This is a genomic window from Sphingobacterium sp. WM (assembly GCF_029542465.1).
Classification (GTDB): domain Bacteria; phylum Bacteroidota; class Bacteroidia; order Sphingobacteriales; family Sphingobacteriaceae; genus Sphingobacterium; species Sphingobacterium cellulitidis.
The window spans coordinates 3,668,474-3,688,306 of record NZ_CP120709.1; the positions used below are offsets into that span (position 1 = coordinate 3,668,474).

At 38.0% G+C, this 19,833-nt stretch carries 16 protein-coding genes and 1 tRNA gene; 13 read left to right on the top strand and 4 right to left on the bottom strand.

The genetic code is table 11. The annotated features are described in order from the left end of the window. Positions 1–6: 6 nt before the first annotated feature. The 5 genes from tsaE to PZ892_RS15665 all read left to right on the top strand — a co-directional run bounded on the left by tsaE (position 7) and on the right by PZ892_RS15665 (position 3,727). A complete protein-coding gene (tsaE, locus tag PZ892_RS15645; protein WP_094280591.1) occupies positions 7–417 on the top strand; it encodes a tRNA (adenosine(37)-N6)-threonylcarbamoyltransferase complex ATPase subunit type 1 TsaE in 411 nt (136 codons plus the stop codon). A 67-nt stretch (positions 418–484) separates the two neighbouring features. After that, a complete protein-coding gene (locus PZ892_RS15650) occupies positions 485–1,033 on the top strand; it encodes an RNA polymerase sigma factor (RefSeq protein WP_094280592.1) in 549 nt (182 codons plus the stop codon). Continuing rightward, complete coding sequence (locus PZ892_RS15655) at positions 1,030–1,818, top strand: hypothetical protein (protein WP_094280593.1); 789 nt, start codon at positions 1,030–1,032, stop codon at positions 1,816–1,818. Before PZ892_RS15650 ends, PZ892_RS15655 begins: the two co-directional genes overlap by 4 nt. 1 nt (position 1,819) lies before the next feature. Then, positions 1,820–2,620 carry an outer membrane beta-barrel protein gene (locus PZ892_RS15660; protein WP_220476769.1) on the top strand — a complete coding sequence of 267 codons (801 nt, stop codon included), beginning with the start codon at positions 1,820–1,822 and terminating at the stop codon, positions 2,618–2,620. A 60-nt stretch (positions 2,621–2,680) separates the two neighbouring features. Continuing rightward, positions 2,681–3,727 (top strand): ABC transporter ATP-binding protein, encoded by a 1,047-nt coding sequence (locus PZ892_RS15665; protein WP_094280594.1) that lies wholly within the window; start codon positions 2,681–2,683, stop codon positions 3,725–3,727. A 4-nt stretch (positions 3,728–3,731) separates the two neighbouring features. On the opposite strand, the gene PZ892_RS15670 is transcribed toward PZ892_RS15665, so the two are convergent. Together PZ892_RS15670 and PZ892_RS15675 are read right to left on the bottom strand one after the other, a co-directional pair. After that, positions 3,732–4,598, bottom strand: a complete 867-nt coding sequence (locus PZ892_RS15670) for an alpha/beta hydrolase (RefSeq protein ID WP_094280595.1) — start codon at positions 4,596–4,598, stop codon at positions 3,732–3,734. Positions 4,599–4,600: 2 nt separating this feature from the next. Next, the gene (locus PZ892_RS15675) at positions 4,601–5,812 is read right to left on the bottom strand and encodes an alanine dehydrogenase (RefSeq protein WP_094280596.1); all 1,212 of its coding nucleotides are present in this window, start codon (positions 5,810–5,812) and stop codon (positions 4,601–4,603) included. A 128-nt stretch (positions 5,813–5,940) separates the two neighbouring features. Between PZ892_RS15675 and PZ892_RS15680 the strand changes: the two genes are divergently transcribed. The 4 genes from PZ892_RS15680 to PZ892_RS15695 all read left to right on the top strand — a co-directional run bounded on the left by PZ892_RS15680 (position 5,941) and on the right by PZ892_RS15695 (position 10,130). Further along, a complete protein-coding gene (locus tag PZ892_RS15680) occupies positions 5,941–7,866 on the top strand; it encodes a nucleoside-diphosphate sugar epimerase/dehydratase (RefSeq protein ID WP_094280597.1) in 1,926 nt (641 codons plus the stop codon). A gap of 82 nt (positions 7,867–7,948) precedes the next feature. Then, a complete protein-coding gene (locus PZ892_RS15685; protein ID WP_094258454.1) occupies positions 7,949–8,626 on the top strand; it encodes a tetratricopeptide repeat protein in 678 nt (225 codons plus the stop codon). Positions 8,627–8,779: 153 nt separating this feature from the next. Next, a complete protein-coding gene (ribH, locus tag PZ892_RS15690; protein WP_094258453.1) occupies positions 8,780–9,268 on the top strand; it encodes a 6,7-dimethyl-8-ribityllumazine synthase in 489 nt (162 codons plus the stop codon). A gap of 142 nt (positions 9,269–9,410) precedes the next feature. Further along, positions 9,411–10,130, top strand: a complete 720-nt coding sequence (locus PZ892_RS15695) for a hypothetical protein (protein WP_277711486.1) — start codon at positions 9,411–9,413, stop codon at positions 10,128–10,130. 48 nt (positions 10,131–10,178) lie between these two features. Here the strand turns inward: PZ892_RS15695 and PZ892_RS15700 are convergent, their stop codons facing one another. Then, positions 10,179–11,051 carry a LysR family transcriptional regulator gene (locus PZ892_RS15700; RefSeq protein WP_094258451.1) on the bottom strand — a complete coding sequence of 291 codons (873 nt, stop codon included), beginning with the start codon at positions 11,049–11,051 and terminating at the stop codon, positions 10,179–10,181. 88 nt (positions 11,052–11,139) lie between these two features. Between PZ892_RS15700 and PZ892_RS15705 the strand changes: the two genes are divergently transcribed. After that, complete coding sequence (locus tag PZ892_RS15705) at positions 11,140–11,853, top strand: class I SAM-dependent methyltransferase (protein WP_169715242.1); 714 nt, start codon at positions 11,140–11,142, stop codon at positions 11,851–11,853. Positions 11,854–11,919: 66 nt separating this feature from the next. Here the strand turns inward: PZ892_RS15705 and PZ892_RS15710 are convergent, their stop codons facing one another. After that, a complete protein-coding gene (locus PZ892_RS15710) occupies positions 11,920–14,406 on the bottom strand; it encodes a family 20 glycosylhydrolase (protein ID WP_277711489.1) in 2,487 nt (828 codons plus the stop codon). Between the two features lie 114 nt (positions 14,407–14,520). On the opposite strand from PZ892_RS15710, the gene PZ892_RS15715 reads away from it, so the two are divergent. The 3 genes from PZ892_RS15715 to PZ892_RS15725 all read left to right on the top strand — a co-directional run bounded on the left by PZ892_RS15715 (position 14,521) and on the right by PZ892_RS15725 (position 19,833). Beyond that, positions 14,521–14,592 (top strand) — tRNA-Glu (locus PZ892_RS15715). A gap of 323 nt (positions 14,593–14,915) precedes the next feature. Continuing rightward, positions 14,916–18,122, top strand: a complete 3,207-nt coding sequence (locus tag PZ892_RS15720; protein WP_277711490.1) for a TonB-dependent receptor — start codon at positions 14,916–14,918, stop codon at positions 18,120–18,122. Positions 18,123–18,132: 10 nt separating this feature from the next. Beyond that, positions 18,133–19,833 (top strand): RagB/SusD family nutrient uptake outer membrane protein, encoded by a 1,701-nt coding sequence (locus PZ892_RS15725; protein ID WP_094280638.1) that lies wholly within the window; start codon positions 18,133–18,135, stop codon positions 19,831–19,833.

Sequence of the window (19,833 nt, forward strand, 5' to 3'; positions counted from 1 at the left end):
TAAGAGATGGAGTTTAAAGTTGCGAATCCAGAGGGTTTGGCAGATGCTGCGAAATGGCTGATTGACCAAGCGGGCAACAAGAGAGTTTTTGTTTTCCAAGCGCCTATGGGAGCTGGAAAAACTACATTTATAAAAGCAATTTGCGAACATCTTCAGGTTGAGGACAGCACTTCCAGTCCTACCTTTTCCATTGTCAATGAATACCGTTCTGAACATGGACCTATTTATCATTTTGATTTTTATAGGCTGAAGCAAGAACAGGAGGCCTTTGATTTAGGATATGAAGAATATTTTTACTCAGGGGACTATTGTTTTATAGAATGGCCGGAGAAAATCCCTAATTTGATTCCCGAAGATGCCGCCTTGGTAAAAATAGAAGTCTCTGATGATCAGAGTAGAACAATAATTTTAAAATAATTTATATTTCTATTGCAACCCTTTTAGGCTGGTTGGCGTCTTTACATTAAAACCAGATCACATTAAATTGGAGCCTAATAAAGTTATACAAATATGGGAAAGATGCAAGTCGCAGGATCGGCAGGCTCAATCCGAGCTGTACCAATACTTTTCAGCTAAAATGTATGCTTTATGTATCCGATACGCAAAAGACCAGGACGATGCTGCAGATATACTTCAGAATGGTTTTATAAAGGTTTTCAAAAAATGTGAGCTCTTTGAAGGTAAAGGGTCTTTGGAAGGATGGATTCGCAAGGTGATGGTCAATACGGCCATTGAAAGTCATCGCAAAAACAAGGTTCGTTTCTTGTCAACGGAAGAATTGACAGGTCATGAAATCGAACAAGCGGGTAGCTTTTCCTTAACCCATTTAGACTACAAAGATTTATTGGCATTAATAAAGAAACTCCCGATGGGATATCGTACAGTATTTAATCTCTATGCGATCGAAGGGTATAACCATAAGGAAATTGCGGAGATGCTAGAAATCAGTGAAGGCAGTTCCAAGTCTCAACTATCAAGAGCGAGATCCTGGTTAAAAGAACGAATTCAAAAAATGGAGGAATTAGGAATATGAAAGGTCAAGAAGTAGACAAGTTATTTTCAGACGGTCTCAAAGATCAGGAAATTACTCCCCCAGCATCAGTTTGGCAAGGCATAGAAAACAATCTGGAGGCGGAAAAAATTGTGTCTTTGAAAAAGAAGAACAACCTACAAGTTTGGTTTATCGCGGCGAGTGTTCTGCTTGCCCTAGGAATCAGCAGCAAGTTATTCTTATTTCAAGAAAATGAAGATTCAGCTCAACCAAGTATCATAGCAGAACATAAACCAGCTATCATCCCGGAAGAACCTATAGAATCGCAACAAGAACAAGCTTCGGCTGAAATTTCGAAAGTAGAATCAAATTCAGAGGCTTCGAATACCGTTAAACCGCAGAATCAAATTGCGTCCAGCAAGACTCCAATTCAGGTAAAATCAGATATAGAAGGCAACATCAAAGCCGTAGATCAAGAAAAAACGTCTTCAAAGAAAGATGAACCTATTCTGGTCTTAACACCAATGGAAGAGATGAAGGTTTTATCGAATATCCAATTAGAGGAAGTGGATCAAGAGAAGCAGGTGGAAATGGCTGCCGCTGAGGTGGCTCCGATTCAACCTTTGGTAAACATTATCGAGCAGGAAGAGCTAATGTATGCGGAGGCTAAAAAACAACCCAAGAAAAAGCAAACCATTTTAACAAATATCTTAAATACCCTTTCGGAAAATTTGAATCCTTCGACCAAACCGGTGAAATTCAATTCCGATGAAGAAGGCTCGATTACCGTAGATTTATTTAATAGCATTGCAAAAACCAGAAGATAACATGAATATAAAAACTATTTCACTACTAATTTTAGCTGTAGGTTATTTTAGCCAAACAGGATTTGCTCAAGAGGTTGAGGAAAAAGAACAAAGGGATTCCAGCAAACGTTCAAGCTACTCGATTACCATTGGTAAAGAAGACGAGAACAAGGAGGATGATGGAAAAGAAATCCATTATCCACGCACTTACGGTGGAATAACTTTCACCCGTATAGATTGGGGACTTTCGAGACTATCTGACAATGGAAGTTTTACCTTATCGGAGGAAAACCAGTTTCTGAGTTATAAAAAAGCATCCAATTTTGGTTTTGATATTGCCCAATTTGGGGTTCGCTTTAATGATAATTTTAAAGTTTATCTTTCTGCCGGCTTTGAATGGAATTATTGGAGATTGAAACAGAATGTACTTTTGCAGGAGAATGTATCGCCATTGACCTATGAACCATTGGATCCGGATGCGAATTATTCCAAGAATGTTTTTACATCGACCTACCTTCGCCTACCTTTATCATTTGAGTTAAGAAGTAGAGAATTGCATAATGGCAAGCGCTTAAAACTAGCTTTTGGAGCGATGACTGGGGTTTTATTAAAGGGAACCCAACGTTTGAAAAGTGATAATAATGGAAAACAAAAATTCAAGGACACTTATAACTTACAAACCTTTCAATATGGTCCATTTATTCGGATAGGATATGATGATTTCGGATTATTTGCGAAGTATTATGTCAACGATTTATTCGAGAAAAGTCCCGCTCAAGAAGGTGTAAGAAACTTGGCTTTTGGCTTGACTCTAGGTTTTTAATAGAAAAATAGATTCGTAAACTGTATTTTTGTGTCGGGTTCAAAAAGCCCGACATTTTTTATGGCTCAACAATCTAACTCTTGTCAATATATATTTTCTGATGTCCAAAAGCCTGATCTTCCCTTGATCCATGGAGAGGATGTATCCGCAATTTTTGAGGGCAATTTAACGGTTACGGCTGTAAAGCATGTCAATTTTGGGATTGAGGAAGGAAAAATTACGGCCATTATTGGGGAGTCAGGAAGTGGAAAAAGTACCTTATTGAAATTGATCTATGGTTTATTGGAACCGAATTCAGGTGAAATAAGATATAGAGGCTGGTTGGTTCCGACGCGGAAGGACAAATTGATTCCGGGGCATGATGCCATGAAATTAGTATCCCAGGGCTTTGATGATTTAAACTTATATGCCAAGGTTTGGGATAATGTGGCTTCTCAATTATCCAATACCAATCTGGAATTGAAAGCAAGAAGAACCCAGGAGGTCTTGGAGCAATTGCGGATTGATCATTTAGCTCAGAAACGCGTTGCGGATCTGAGTGGAGGTGAAAAACAGCGGGTTGCTATATCAAGAGCCTTGATCAATGATCCGGAGGTTTTGTTAATGGACGAGCCCTTTAATCAGGTTGATGCGGCATTCAGGGATGAACTACAGCAGGACATCCAAAATATTGTTAGCAACACTGGTTTAACAGTGATCTTGGTATCCCATGATCCGGCAGAAGTTTTGGCTATGGCAGATTATTTATTGGTGATGAAAGCTGGTGAAATCGCGGACTTCGGCAATCCTAAAGAGTTATATAATACGCCACATACGGCCTATACTGCAAGACTTTTGGCAAAGAGTAATGTTTTGACCCCAGAATTGGCAAAACGAATTAACATCGAGAGTAATAACATTATTTCCATTTTACAAGAACATGTCAGCTATGAGGAAGATCCAAACGGTCCATTTTGGATAAAAGATGTTAAGTTCCGAGGATTTTATAATGAAATTATCTTGGGTGATGAGGAATTGACCATGCATATGATTCAATTTCCAAAAGCTCAGGTCAAAAAAAATACGAGAATAAACATTCTCGTATCTTCCTACCATTCATTTCAGTAATAAATTATTTATTGACGGTTTTTAGCCAATCCATCATGGCTGCAAACCAATCTCTAGAGTCAGTTTTATTGATCAAGCCAAATCCATGACCACCTTCTTCATAGGTAAAGATCATATTTGGAATTTTATACTGATCCAAAGCCTTCTTATAGTTATAGCTATTTTCAATCGGAACTGCTTTATCATCCTTGGCACTCATTAAGAAAGTAGGTTGATTATTTTTATCGACCTGTTTTTCCAAAGAAAACAACTCCACATCTTCATCTTTAAAATCCGGACCAATAAGGTTGTTTTTAGAACCTTGGTGGGTAATTGCAGCGTCCATGGAGATTACCGGGTAACAAAGCACTGAGAAATCAGGTTTAAGGTTTGACTTCTTTAGTTCATCGGTTTGCGGACGATCATACAAATTAGAAAGGGTTGCAGCGAGGTGTCCTCCCGCAGAGAATCCAATAACCACGACTTTCTTTTTAGGATTTTCTGCTCGGATTTGTGCTAGTGCGTATTGAGCATCCTGTAAAGGACCAAAGCGTTTGTCTTCCATAAATTCAGCTTTAGGAAGTCTGTAAAAAAGAACATAAGCCGAATAGCCGATGTCATTCAAGCGTTTGGCGACATCATGACCTTCGTGATTGATGGCCACGCCAGCGTATCCACCACCTGGAATTACCAAAAATACCAAGTCATTTTTTTCATGTTCTGCTTTATGAACATAAATTTTAGGTTTATCAAATTCATCAAGGGAATCAAACTTCACCGTAGATTTAGGTATTTCGGCCTTGCCATATAAATACCTCATTTGCCCAGTATCTTGGGCTTTCGAATGCCATGCAATCATGCTTAGAATAAAAAGGAATACAAATTTTTTCATAATTAGAGATTCGCCATGACGATAAGATTCAGATCCTTACAAGGGATTTGGAATTTATCACTCATGTCTTTATTAGTTAGATTACCGTGATACAAATAAATAGCACTTCGAATACCTTGATTAGCCCAGATCATATTATTCATTCCACCTGCTTCACCAATCTCGATCAAGATCGGCGTAAAGATATTGGTCAGCGCATAGGTTGCTGTTCGAGCCACCCGAGAGGCGATATTGGGAACACAATAATGAATGACATCGTATTTTCTGAAGGTAGGTTTATCATGGTTGGTCACTTCAGAGGTTTCAAAAACACCACCTTGGTCAATACTGACATCAATCAGCACGGAATTAGGTTTCATTTTGGAGACCGTATCTTCAGAGATTAAACATGGCGTCCGACCATTACGAGCTCTTACGGCACCGATGACCACATCACAGGTTCGAACGGCTTTATTGAGGACAATAGGTTGGACGACGGAAGTAAATACTCGGCTTCCGACATTACTCTGCAAGCGACGCAGGCGATATACTGAACTATCAAATACCTTTACCTGGGCTCCCAATGCGATAGCCGTTCGGGCGGCAAACTCACCGACAGTACCCGCACCAATAATTACCATTTCAGTTGGCGGAACACCCGTCACCCCACCTAACATCAGGCCTTTACCATCAAATACATTCGACAGGTATTCGGCAGCAATAAGGACGGAAGTAGCCCCAACGATTTCACTCATGGCACGAACCACCGACAAATGTCCACCCTCATCCTGTAAATATTCAAAGGATAAAGCGGTGATTTGTTTTTTCATCAATGCCTTCAACACTTCCAGTTTCATCAAGGAAGGTTGTTGCGAGCTAAACAGGACTTGCCTGTTTTTCATCAATTCCACCTCTTTGAGGGTTGGGCTTGATATTTTGATGATCAAGTCTGCTTTATAGACTTCCTTTATGTCGTAAACAATACGTGCCCCTTGTTCACTGTAATGATGATCCAAGAAATTGGATGCATCCCCTGCTCCCGATTCAATTAAGATATCATGACCATTTTCAACCAATAGGCCAACAGAAAGTGGAGTTAATGCAATACGATTTTCTTGGAATGTATTTTCCTTAGGTATACCAATTGTTAGACTTCCCTTCTTTCTGTCTTTTGACAGCAATGCTTCCTTAGGTTGTAAAATGCCTTCTTGCGCTAATTTTGATACATTTATCATTTATGTAAATATAATGCATGTTAAAAATACGTAATTATATTTCAACAAATAAAGGTTAAGGATTATATTTGGTTAAAATTAAATATATAAACTATATTAATCGTACGTTTACAAACTAACCCGTTAGGATGAGAATAATTAAGCCGTTGAATCACATCAAGATTGTTCCTAGATGGATTATCTTCATGTTCGACATAGCAGTTTCCGCTTGTGCCTTTTTATTGGCATTTACCCTCTACAACAACTTTAATGTTGATTCTTTCTCTAAAACGGACTTCTCTATTGAGTTCTTATTTTGCATGACTTTGACCGCCATTTCATTTTTGGTTTTCAAGCTTTATAGTGGTATTGTGAGGTACACTTCTGCGGTAGATTCCATTCGGATTTTATCGACGATTGTCTTTACTTCCATCATCATGTTTATTGCGAAATTGATTTTTATTGCGTTACAAATACATATCAATATTCCTACAAACCTGATTATTATTTATGCCTTATTTGCATTCACCGGATTGACCACTTATAGAACCTGTATCAAGATTTTCTTTCAATACACGAAATCAACCCGGAACGGTCGTAAGAATGCAATTGTATATGGTGCTGGGGATTTAGGAATCGCAGTAAAAAGAACCTTTGAGCATGACTTTCGTTCAGAGAAAACTATTGTAGCATATATCGATGATAATGAGGAGAAAATTGGAAAATCCATCGATGGTTTAAAAATCTATGGTTCCAAGGATTTCTCTCGTGCCGCCCATAAATTCGGGGTGGATGAATTGATCATTGCTTCCTCCAATATTGATATTGATGTTAAAAACAATATAATCGACCAAGCCTTAGAGCATAATATTACGGTATTGACCTTGCCGCCGGTAAGTAAAATCATCAACGGGGATTTATCTCCAGCACAGATCAAGCAAATCAAAATTGAGGATTTACTGGAGCGTGCTCCAATTCAGATTTCGAATGAGAAATTAATGGATCAATTGCGTGGCAAAAGGGTATTGGTGACAGGAGCGGCAGGCTCAATTGGGAGTGAGATCTCAAAACAGTTGGGTAAATACGAACCGCAGATGATCATCTTATGTGATCAGGCGGAATCACCATTACATAATCTACAGCTAGATCTTCAAGATCAATTCAAGAATCAGATCTACCATACTTATATTGCTGATATTCGTAGTGAGGAGCGGATGCGTTTGCTTTTCGAGACCTTCAAACCGCATTATGTTTATCATGCGGCGGCCTATAAGCATGTTCCAATGATGGAGAATCACCCAAGTGAGGGTGTTAAGACGAATGTATTCGGCACCTATCTCCTATCGAATTTAGCTGTAGAGTTTGAGGTTCAAAAATTTGTATTTGTATCTACAGATAAGGCGGTCAACCCTACGAATGTTATGGGGGCGACGAAGCGAATTGCGGAGAAGTATGTTCAATCCTTGAACAAATACTTATCCTCAGTAAATGGAATCAAAGCGACACGTTTTATTACCACGCGATTTGGGAATGTCTTGGGTTCGAATGGATCGGTTATTCCGAGGTTTAAGGATCAGATTGAAAAGGGAGGTCCAGTAACGGTTACCCATCCAGATATCACCCGATATTTCATGACTATTCCAGAGGCTTGTCAACTCGTGATTGAAGCTGGTAATATGGGGAATGGCGGTGAGATCTTCGTATTTGACATGGGTAAATCTGTTAAGATTGTGGATCTGGCCAAGAAAATGATCCGCTTATCTGGTTTCACCCCATTCAAAGATATTGATATTAAGTTCACGGGTTTAAGACCAGGTGAAAAATTATACGAAGAATTATTGAATGACTTGGAGAACACAATGCCTACGCACCATGAAAAAATCATGATTGCGAAGGTGCGCGAGAACGATTTCAATTTGGTTAAAAATGAAATCCAAGTTCTTTCCAAACAGTTGGAAGGCAATAATAATCTGAATATTGTTCGTCAGATGAAGGTTATGGTTCCGGAATTCAAAAGCCAGAACTCGATTTATGAACAATTGGATAAAGAAAACATGGTGAATGCGAACTCCTAATGCTGTTAAATATTTTTCCTAAATTATTGCAAGTATTCTTTAAAAGTGTATTTTTGCGTTCCGTAATCTATTAAAACTAAGAATGTCACAAAATAATCAAAACGGTTCTTCAGCGATTAAAACAGGGCCGAAGAAATCATTTTTCGAAGAAAATCAAAAGAGTATCATCTTTATAGTTGCAGGTATCATTGTATTGATCCTCCTTTATTTCGGATACAAGAATTTTTATCTAGCGCCAAGAGCAGAGAAGGCAGCTAACCAAATGTACCAAGCAGAACACTATGCTACGATTGATTCATTACAGAAGAAAGCAATCGATGGTGATGGTTCATTCCCAGGATTTAAAGAAATTGCTGATGAGTATTCAAACACAAAATCAGCGAACATTGCGAATGCTTATCTAGGAGGTTTATACTTACGTCAGAAAAACTTCAAAGAGGCAATCAAATATTTGGAACAATATACTGAAACAGGAAGTGAAGTATTAGATCCATTGGTAATTGGATTATTAGGCGATGCTTATTCGGAAGAGAAGATCTACGATAAAGCTTCAAACTATTATAAGAAAGCAGCTGACAAGAGCAGCAACGCTTACACAACTCCAATTTTCTTAAAGAAATTAGGTTTGGTATATGAAGAATTACAGGATTACAAAAATGCTGAAATCTCATACCAACGTATCAGAGATGAATTTCCTGAGAGTGCTGAATCCACTACAATTGACAGCTTTCTTGCACGCGTTCAAGCAAAGCAACAATAGATTCAGGATTTAGGAATTAGGATTTAGGTTTGACCTTATTGAAGAAATTGACAAGGTTGGTCTACAACCAATCAAGCTTCAACAGATACCAAAAATATTTTAATTATCTTTGAGGGCTACCAAAAGGTAGCCCTTTATTTTTATTATATACGTATGTCAAGTTCCTTAAAGAATCTCTCTGACTTTTCGCACTTAGCAGTGGGTAATGCTGAAAATTTAAAGTTTGCGATTGTAGTATCGCAATGGAATGCACAAATTACAGGAGCCTTATTAAATGGAGCATATCAAGGTTTATTGAACCATGGTGCGAAGGAAGAGAACATTGAATTGATTGAAGTACCTGGAAGCTATGAATTGATTTCAGGCAGTGATATTGCCTTACGCAATAAAGAATTAGATGCCGTGATCACATTAGGTTGTGTTATTCAAGGGGAGACCCGTCATTTTGACTTTATCTGTGATGCGGTAGCAAACGGGATTGCGCAAGTAGGGATAAAATACAATAAACCGGTAATCTTTGGGGTGTTGACCACAGACAATGAGCAACAAGCCTTGGATAGAGCTGGAGGTAAACATGGAAATAAAGGTGAAGAAGCTGCCATTACGGCAATTCAAATGGGCCTAATCCACAAAAATCATTAATGGTATTGTTTTTGATAACTAGGAGGTTATGATACAAAATACACATACGAACAAAGCAACTCAATCATTCCCAATTTGATTTTGGGGTTGCAGAATTATGCACGTAGTGAATTCCTCTCATATTATCACAAAATTCAGTATTATGAAACAACAGAAGAATATAGTTTTCTATATCTATTTAATATTTGCTGCACTTACAATTTCGCCAGCAATGCTTTCAGCACAGTCTGACAATATCATGGACAAGATCTGGAATGGTGTTGGGGGCAAATCGAAATGGGAAAGCACCAAATATATTATGTTTACCGTTTCTGGAAATAGTAAATATCCATCCATTAGCGGGAACAGGACGTTCTTATTGGACAAACAATCTGGGAATGTACGTTTTGAAGGCACCCTGAACAATGAAAATGTAGTTGCCTTGTTGAATGTTCAAAGCCAGAAGTTAAATCATATCTATAATGAAAATGGTGCTGAAATATCAGCTCAAGACTTTAGAAATGTTTTACAGGATTTGATTGGACAATATAATATTGATTTAAAGGTATTATCCTTACCTATCAGTATTCTTTCCTCCAATATCAGTTCCCAGTCCAGCAATAAGATTATCAATGCGGAGAAGCTTCAAAAATTAGATTTTTCAAATTTCTTGGGTAATTCTGGAAGTTTCTATGTCAGCGAAGAATCTGGATTGGTAAAACGTTTGGATATGGATAATAAAAGTTATTTAGTAAATGGCTATAAGGATATCGGGAATGGATTGATCCTTCCTACTACCTTTAAGGCGAATGCAGACAGTATCAATTATCAAAAAGTAGCCTCATTTACGGAAATGGAACCTGAGAAATTTAAAACGTTCTAAGGTAAAATATAGATAAATATTAAAGGTCTCTCAAAATTTGGGAGACCTTTATTTTTGTAGTTTGCCTATCCTATCCAGGATTTGCCTCATCCCCATGCTGGAATTATCCGCATGATAAGCCAGATAAACATTACTTTCAATTTTTTTCTGAATTTCGGAAGATTTGATAATCGTTAAATCCTTATTGGATTGAACAATACTAAATGGGGCAATAGCATAGCCTACCTTTAACCGCACCAGCTCCAGGATAGCATTCATATTATTGCATTGATGCTTTATTTTAGGTTCAAAATTCAGCTTTTGGCTAAGTTCCTCACTCAACTTAAAATAATCTGGTGCATAGTCATTATTAAATGAAATGTAATCCATGGATTTAATTTCATCAAGGGCGAATTTTCCAAAGTTTTTCAATGGAGCAACCACACATAATTCATCCTTAAACAATAATTTCATTTGAATATTATTTTCAGGGATCTTGCCACGAATGATGGCTAGATCCAGCTTACCATTAAGCAAAGATTTTACCTGAACCATACTTGAAGCTTCAATCAGATTTACCTGAAGCAAGGGAAAGGTAATTTTTAGATCCTCTAGAATATTGGCGATAAATTGCTTTGGTGTGGAACTAATATAACCAAGGCGGATTTCTCCAGAAACCTGTTCATGAATCAACCGGGTTGTATTCTTGACTAGCTCCAAATGACTGATCATGGCATCAACCTGAGCATAGAAATACTTTCCAGCTTCAGTGAGTTCCACTTTTTTATTATTTCTAATAAAGAGTTCAGCTTTAAGCTCGAGTTCAAGTTCCTTGATTTGTCGACTTAGAGGTGGCTGTGAAATAAATAATCTTTTCGCAGCATGCCCGAAATGCAATTCTTCGGCTAGGGTCTTAAAATAATGTAAATGTCTTAGTTCCATGATACCTGTAAGGTATTATCTTATGATAAAAATAGTATTTTTCAGGTATAACTGAAAGAGATAAATTTGAGTATCAAACAAATAGATCATGAATAAATCAAGTTTAGAAGAGATTGAACAACGATTTGATGCGGATGTAGAACGATTTTCCAATTTAGAGACGAGTCAAGCCAATACGATCGATGCTGTATTAAATATGGAGCTGATTACAGACGGAATAAAGAACCTTTACCCTGATTTAGAGTATATATTGGATATTGGTTGTGGCGCGGGGAATTATGCAGTAAAAACCTTAATGAAGACCAATTCGAAAGTGAATGTAGACCTTGTAGACTTGAGTTTGCCCATGTTGGAAAGAGCAAAACAAAGAGTGGAGGAACATACTGAAGGCAAAGTAGAAATTTTCAAGGGTGATTTTAGAACGGTTGAACTTACAGAAGGAAAATATGATGTAATTATTGCGACCATGGTTTTACACCATTTACGAGATGATGCCGATTGGGAAACATCATTTGCGAGGCTATATAAGCTGTTAGGCCCCGGTGGAAGTATCTGGATTTTTGATATGGTTGAACAAAATAGCCCCGCGATACAAAAGTTTATTTATCAAGATCTTTATGGGGACTTTCTGATTAACTTGAAGGATCAAGAATACCAAAAACATGTTTTTGCATATATAGAAAAAGAGGATTCACCCAGACCCCTAGTTTACCAATTGCAATTATTGGAGAAAGTTGGGTTTAAGATGGTGGATGTTCTACATAAACACCTGTGTTTTGCTTCATTTATAGGATTTAAATAGAATGAAGATGATTGAAATAAAGAATCCAGTTTTTCCGCGAAAAAACTGGATTCTTTAGATTTAATTTTATTGAACCAGATAGCTGGATACTCTTCCTACTCTACCCTTATCATCCACTACTGCAAGATTGATCTTGTCGCCTTTCTTTAGTTTCAATCCCTTGATTGGGAATTTTTGAGAAGAGGCCGATGGGGTTGAACTATCCAAGGTATAATAGATATCAAAACCAGGATATTCAATATTTGCTTTCAGTAGATTCCCTTGTTGAGCCACACCTACTGAAGGCAATCTATAATTGAAGCCATCAGCAATCAAGTCAAGTTTAGGAAGTTCCAATAACCCGACTTTATTTACAAAATCAGAATAGCTTTTTGCGAATGCTTTTTTATTGAATTTAGAATCATCCTCCCAGGTTCTTTTGGGTGCCCAAGCGCGTTCTGAAAGTGCATACATCCTAGGGAATAGCATATAGTCCATTCGCTCAGGTGTTAAGACGGTTTCTGCCCATAATGCAGCTTTAACTCCTAACAAGTTGGATTTTCCCTTTTCTGTCAATCGCACTTTGGAAGCTATATATTTAGGTTCTAATTTCTTTCCAGGTTCTGTGATTACCATATTGGAGAAGAAGTTCTCTGGCAATAAGGAGAAAGAATGGTACAGATCAGAAATTGCTGCCCATTTCAAGCCAGGTTCTCTAAAATCACGATCCCAAACCATATCAAGATAAAAATTGGCGGCGCTGATAAAGATAGTTTTATATCCAGCATTAGCTAATTTATAAACTAGATCTTCATGCCCTCCTCCAATCACATTATTCCAGACATCCAAGTGCATTCCTAAATGAGCCAATTCATCATTCACAACCATTCCTGAGCCTTTGTTTACCATTCCGAATTCTTCCCATCCAGCCATGGTCAGGCCTTTAGAAGCACAAATCGCATTGATTTTCTTCACGTAATATGGCCATACTTCATAAACAGATTTGAAACCTTCTTTCTGCATCAAGGCTTGTATTGCTGGAGACTTTTCCCAAGAACCAGCAGGTACTTCATCACCACCCAACGAAACTACCTCAAGCTTCAAGCCGACTTCATCATACATCTTTTTAATATCGTCCAGGACTACATCTAAAAAGTGGTAAACAGAAGGTAAAGCTGGATTCATCACATTGTCATCCCAATATTGGGCCGAGCTATATTCAGATTTATCAGCTGCTTCATACAATAAAAACTCTTCCGCTTCTTTAGTTTTGCCCGCTTTCATCAAGCGATTATATCGTGTCTCCATGGATTTGATCGCTGCCCGAGCATGTCCAGGCGTTTCAATCTCTGGGATAATGGTAATATATTTTGATGCCGCATATTTCAGCAAGTCCTGAAATTGAGCCTTGGTTAAGAAGTGACCCTCTGTAACCTCAGTTCCAGAACCATAGGCAGGTTGAATGCTCGAACCATCCTGATAGAAAGGAGATCGCTTAGAACCTATTTCCGTAAGTTCTGGCAGTGAAGGAATTTCCAATCGCCAGCCTTCGTCATCAATAAAATGCAGATGTAACTTGTTAACCTTATATTGTGCCATCACATCAATGTATTTCTTGATAGTTTCGACACCCTTAAAGTTTCTGGCAATGTCCATCATGAATCCACGGTACTCAAACCTTGGTTTATCATGAACCTCCAAATATGGGAGACTCACCGCTCCATTGGCTCTGAGTTGATCAGCCGTCAATAAGGACTTGATTGACTGTAAGGCATAGAATGCTCCTGCTGCTTCCGTAGCTTCAATGCTAATGCCCTTGGCATCGATTTTTAAGCTATACTCCTCTGCCCCTAACCCTTCCTTATAAAGAACTTTAATGTTTGCATCTTTCTCATTTCCGCCAACAAATGTCAACTGACTTAATTGTCCAGCTAATTCCTGGAATGGCTGCAATGCAAAATTGAAATGTTCATGTACATAATAAGTTGCCTGCGTATCGAATTTATATTGTCCTTTTCCAACTTTTATATGAGCAGGTGTAGGCAGAATCAATTGAGATCCCTTCGAAATTCTGGATGCATTCTTCTCGAATAACTCATTGAGGAATTTGTTTTGCTCTTCCACGGAAAGTTGCAAAGGCAAAACTTGAGGATGTCCAATATTGATTACTTCCTTAGGATTGTTACGGTCCTGTAAATAGAAACCATTTGGAGTAAAGGAAGTGTGTGTAATTGGATAGGGTGATTTATAGTCAATGACTAAGGAATCATTGCCCTTTATGCTAAATTGATCTGTGAAATCAATGGAATATAAATTACCATTTCGGTTGTGAATGGAATAATCGCCGGTATTTTTCTCTTCAATAGGATACATGGAATTGAACCAAAGGTTTTTTCCTTTCAGGTTCAAAGTCTGCGAATCATTGTTTTTAACGATGATTTTCAGGGCGAGATTATCCTTTGGGTTATAATTTTCATTGAAATCCCATTTTACTTCCAGGTTTTTCTGTTGGGCCTTCGCATGGAAGGACGCCAAAAGAATAGCACAGATACTTAGGGTTTTAATTAGTTTCATAAGTTGTTATTTACAGCTTAAAAATAGCATCTTAAATGGGAATGAGCAATTTTTATAAAAAATATTTTGTGTTACAAAAAGTAAATTCTATATTTGCACACCGGAAAACAAACCGGCCCGTTCGTCTAGGGGTTAGGACGCAAGATTTTCATTCTTGAAACAGGGGTTCGATTCCCCTACGGGCTACAGAAAAAAGCGACTCAAATAAGTCGCTTTTTTAGTATTTAGTAGTTAGTATTTAGTATTAAGACCTATGGGGGCTGTCCATTCCTAAATAAAGTTTACCAATTTTTTTCTCTTTTTTTTAGCCACTCAGAATGAATTTCTTGTCGTGATGTGGGGGAAGTATTCTTATTCTTTTAATATCTTTTTCTTTTGGCTTTTTATTGGATTTCGATTGATTTCAAGAAATCGTTTTCGTGAAATTTTTATTGAATAGGCTATAGAGTGGATTATCTTGGATTTTATATCCAATTTATTAAGATAACCATATATAAACTATCAACGAAATGAAACGTAATTTTACTCTTTTGCAAAAGGGAGTATGGCAGCTCAAGCCAAAGGTGAGCTGGCCCCTATTGCTATCCATTTGTTTGGCTTCAGTCCAACAAATCCAGGCTCATGAAATTAAATATGATGTTCTTGAATCAGTAATTACCAAATCCCAGGAAAGCATAAAGGGAAAGGTTGTTGATGAGAATGGGAATCCAATTTCATCGGCGACCATCCAACTGAAAGGAACAAATATTGGCACCAAATCAGATGCTGATGGAAATTTTGAATTAGCGAGTGTTCCGGCTAATTCTGTCCTTCAGGTTAGTTCTGTAGGCTATGGGACCAAGGATGTTGCGCTCCAAGGGACTGGGTTTTTAACAATCACATTGCAGGCCTCATCTACAGATGTTGAGGAAGTTGTCGTAGTCGGATTTGGTACTCAAAGGAAGGAGAACCTTACTGGAGCGGTATCATCGATTCAAATGTCAGATGTTGTAGGTAGCCGACCGATTACCTCTTTGTCATCAGGATTAGCAGGTCAAGCCCCTGGTTTATCCGTTACACAGGGTTCAGGTCGTCCGGGTGCTGATGGTGGCTCTTTACGAGTGCGGGGACAAGGAACACTGAATAATGCCAATCCTTTGGTTGTAATCGATGGTGTTGTTGGGGATATGAACCTAATCAACCCACAAGATGTGGAGAGTATTTCGGTATTAAAAGACGCGGCTTCGGCATCCATTTATGGATCTCGAGCGGCAAATGGAGTCATTTTAATTACGACAAAAAAGGGTAAAAACGATGATTTCAAAGTAATCTATAACAATTACTTTTCATCTCAAAAGCCATCAAATGTCATGACCATGATTTCCAATTATGCGGATTACATGGAATTGGTGAATGAAGGTTATAAAAATGGGGATGCCAATGCAAAACCTATCTTTTCTCAAGAGAAAATAGATCTATGGCGTGCCAATGAAAACGGCGATCCATTAATGTATCCCAATGTAGATTGGGTGGAATCGCTGTTCCAAAACAAAATATCACAAAACCATAATTTATCCTTTACTGGAGGAAGTGAAAAAATTAAGTTTTTCGGTTCCTATGGTTTATTAGATAATCCAGGAATCGTTGAACAGGCGACTTACAATAGGCATACAGGTCGGATTAATTTAGAAGCTGACATCAAGCCTTGGTTGACTTTAGGGACAAACATCAATGGAGTTGTTTCGAAAACCATGATAGGTACAAATGTGATCAACGATGTGTTTTTATATGCTGCAGCAAGCACACCAGGCATGGTTCTTCGTGCACCTGACGGCAGATTTGGATCTCCAAACAACCCGGAAGACGATCCTCAATCTAACAATATCCTACATCGATTATATGCTCAAAAAGGCGATATCAACAAGAATAGATTTGTTAGTAGATTCTTTGCCAAATTAAAACCTATCAAAGGACTAAGCATTGAAGGATCTTATACCTATACCTACAATGATGACTTTATTTATCGACAACCCGTATTTAACGATCGTTGGAATTTCTTGACCAATTCGGTTGCTACAGCAGGAACAGGAAGAAGCTCGGTGACCAATCAATCTGTAAAAACCTATCGTTATTACATGGATGGTATTGCCAAGTATGAAAACTCCGCCGCTGATAATCGTCTAAAATATGAAGTAATGGTGGGTGCCAGCCAGGAATATCTAAAAGATGGCTGGTTCGCTGCGTCTAAATTAGATTTAATTGACCCATCCTTGAGCGTATTAAATGCTGCCACGCTGGATGCTTCCGCTTCTGGAAACATTACAGACTGGACTATGCGTTCTTATTTCGGTCGTTTGAATTTGTCTTGGGATGATAAGTATCTATTGGAGGCAAACTTAAGAACGGATGGTTCATCAAGGTTCATGAGTGGCAAGAGTAGATGGGGAACATTTCCTTCAGCATCAGTGGGTTGGAAAATCTCTTCAGAGGAATTCTATGACGTAAGTTGGATGCCAACTTTAAAATTCAGAGCCTCTTATGGTTCATTAGGAAATAACGGAACGGTAGATGATGTATTTTTCTACAGTTCAGGTATTAACAACTATGAATATCAAACCCTATATTCTTCTGCGAACTACATCTTAAACAACCAGTTGTATGTAGGATTTGCACAAACAGGATTGAGCAATAGCCTACTGACCTGGGAGAGCACCAATGTTCTCAACCTAGGTTTGGATTTTGATTTATTGAACTACAAATTAAGTGGAAGTGTGGATGTATTTGATAAGACTACAAATAACATTCTGATCAACTTACCTGCGCCAATGGTGGTTGGAGATGCATCAATTCCAAGAACTAATGCGGCAAAAGTTAGAAATAGAGGTATTGAAACCAACTTAGCTTATCGCGGTCAAATTGGTGAGAACTTTAAATTTAACGTTAGTGGAAACTTCACTTTTATTGACAATAAGGTAATCAAATTCAAAGGTGAGGATCGTTCAATTTCAGGAGCCAACTTACTACAAGAGGGTTATGCCATCAATACACAATTCATTTTAAAAGCAGACCGGATTATCCAAACGGATGCTGACCTACAATTGGTGGAAGATATGATCAAAAATGCTCCTATTAATCCTGAAACCAATCAGCAAGTAAATCCATTTGCGGCATACGGAAAACCTGAGAAAGGCGATATCTTATATGTTGACACGAATAATGATGGTATCATCAATGATTTGGACCGAGTAGCCATGGGACATGGTACTGCGCCAAGAATTACGTATGGATTCAACTTAGGTTTTGATTATTTAGGCTTTGACTTCAATGTCTTTCTACAAGGAAGTGCTGGAAACAAGTTAGTGTATACAGATTTACATTATACTCCAACAGTGAGATGGGGATACCAATTGAACCAAGAAATCATAGATGGACGATGGACAGAAGGAAGAACAGATGCATCCTATCCAAGGTTATTACCTTATAACAATACACGAAATGTAATCAACAGTGATTTCTGGTTACAGAATAAAGCATACATGCGTATTAAAAACATTCAGTTAGGCTATACCTTCCCGAATGCATTAACTCAAAAAATCGCTGTTCAAAATTTACGTGTATTTGGGTCGATGGAAAACTTCTGGACTTTTACCAAATATAAAGGCTTTGACCCAGAGGTAAGTGGAACCAACTACCCTACCATGAAACAAGTTGTATTTGGAATAGGATTAACCTTCTAATTATTTTAAAATGAAAAAGATAACTTTAATATGTATTTCGGCTTGTTTGGCATTTAGTTCTTGCTATAAGTTGGATACTGTACCATATAGCCAAGTTAGTGGCAACACTTTTTGGCAAACAGAAGATCAAGCCTTGGCTGGTGTTCTAGGCGTATATAATGACCTAAAAAAGGAAAACACATTTGGGCTTCAGTTCGCTTATGATGACTTAACGGATGTAGGGATTGGCTATGATATTGGCTTTGGAGATATTATCTCCGGTGCATTCACGGATAGATCTGGAACAGTGACTGGTCGTTGGAAAAGCGGTTATGATTTAATTCAACGAGCAAATCATGCCATCAGCAATATTCAAAAGATGGAAATTGATGCTGAAAAGAAAAACATCATGATTTCGGAGGCTAAATTTTTACGTAGTCTGATGTACTTCCAGCTAAGTAATTTATTTGGAGGATTGCCAATTTACGATGAGCAGGTTGATCTAAACAAGGATTTTGCTGATTTAAAAAATCCGAGGTCATCGGTTGAAGATGTTCAAAAATTCATTATTGAGGATTTAAATTTTGCTATTCAAAATTTACCAGTCAAATATGACGATAAATATCTAGGACGAGTGACGAAGGGAGCAGCTGTAGCCTTGCGTGGAAAAGTGTATTTATATCAAAAGAATTGGGCAAATGCGATCAAGGATTTTGAGGATATTGTTTACAATAAAACCAATGCCTACAACTATTCGTTAAGTGCGGATTACAGTTCATTATTTAAAATGGAAGGCGACAACAGTGCTGAGTCCATCTTTTCTATTCAGAACATGGGCGGAACAGGCTTCCCATACGGTATGCCGATGGCATTCTATATGGGATCAAGATCTACCTTTGGAAGCTGCTGGAACAATGTAATGCCAAGCACGAGGTTTGCGGATAGTTACGAGAACAAGGATGGGTCTCCATTTAATTGGGATGATCACTATGCGAATTATAATGCTGACAATGCGGTTAAAAAAGAAGCTATGATGGCAACCCATAACAATGGTAATTACACTCATCTTCCAGATACAGCAAAAATCAGAAAAATATATGCTGGCAGGGATCCTCGAATGAATCAATCCTTGATAGTTCCCTATTCGGACTACCTAGGTTGGAATGCCAATCAGGAAAGAAACATGAAACTAGTTCTAGCAACTGGTGTAAATGAAAACTTCGGTCAGATCAGAAACAACAGAGGATGGTTAACCTATATGTGGCGTAAATTTGTTCCTGAGGGCAATTTAAAAGGTGCTCTTACAGACCGCGCACATACACCGATCAACTTCCCATTGATTCGATTTGCTGATGTCCTATTAATGTTGTCGGAGGCCTATAATGAGAATGGAGAATTAAATAAGGCGATTACGGAATTGAACAAAGTTAGAACACGTTCCAACATGCCAGGTATCAATTCGGGTGCCGCATTTTTAGCGGTTTCCAGCAAACAGGATATGCAAAAGCGAATTTCACATGAGCGAAAAGTTGAATTGGCAGCTGAAGGTCATAGATATTTTGATTTAAAAAGATGGAACCAGCTTACAGAAGTTTCGAATAATTTTATTGAAAAAAGTATTGTTGGAGATAATCTATTGACCCGTGGCTATCAAACCCGCCATACCATTTGGCCTATCCCGGGTGCTGAAATAGAAATGAATCCAAGTTTAACACAAAATCAAGATTGGTAA

Coding starts and splice junctions, on each gene's coding strand:
- tsaE (WP_094280591.1), top strand. CDS start 7: ATGGAGTTTAAAGTTGCGAATCCAGAGGGTTTGGCAGATGCTGCGAAA.
- PZ892_RS15655 (WP_094280593.1), top strand. CDS start 1,030: ATGAAAGGTCAAGAAGTAGACAAGTTATTTTCAGACGGTCTCAAAGAT.
- PZ892_RS15660 (WP_220476769.1), top strand. CDS start 1,820: ATGAATATAAAAACTATTTCACTACTAATTTTAGCTGTAGGTTATTTT.
- PZ892_RS15665 (WP_094280594.1), top strand. CDS start 2,681: ATGGCTCAACAATCTAACTCTTGTCAATATATATTTTCTGATGTCCAA.
- PZ892_RS15670 (WP_094280595.1), bottom strand. CDS start 4,598: ATGAAAAAATTTGTATTCCTTTTTATTCTAAGCATGATTGCATGGCAT.
- PZ892_RS15675 (WP_094280596.1), bottom strand. CDS start 5,812: ATGATAAATGTATCAAAATTAGCGCAAGAAGGCATTTTACAACCTAAG.
- PZ892_RS15680 (WP_094280597.1), top strand. CDS start 5,941: ATGAGAATAATTAAGCCGTTGAATCACATCAAGATTGTTCCTAGATGG.
- PZ892_RS15685 (WP_094258454.1), top strand. CDS start 7,949: ATGTCACAAAATAATCAAAACGGTTCTTCAGCGATTAAAACAGGGCCG.
- ribH (WP_094258453.1), top strand. CDS start 8,780: ATGTCAAGTTCCTTAAAGAATCTCTCTGACTTTTCGCACTTAGCAGTG.
- PZ892_RS15695 (WP_277711486.1), top strand. CDS start 9,411: ATGAAACAACAGAAGAATATAGTTTTCTATATCTATTTAATATTTGCT.
- PZ892_RS15700 (WP_094258451.1), bottom strand. CDS start 11,051: ATGGAACTAAGACATTTACATTATTTTAAGACCCTAGCCGAAGAATTG.
- PZ892_RS15705 (WP_169715242.1), top strand. CDS start 11,140: ATGAATAAATCAAGTTTAGAAGAGATTGAACAACGATTTGATGCGGAT.
- PZ892_RS15710 (WP_277711489.1), bottom strand. CDS start 14,406: ATGAAACTAATTAAAACCCTAAGTATCTGTGCTATTCTTTTGGCGTCC.
- PZ892_RS15720 (WP_277711490.1), top strand. CDS start 14,916: ATGAAACGTAATTTTACTCTTTTGCAAAAGGGAGTATGGCAGCTCAAG.
- PZ892_RS15725 (WP_094280638.1), top strand. CDS start 18,133: ATGAAAAAGATAACTTTAATATGTATTTCGGCTTGTTTGGCATTTAGT.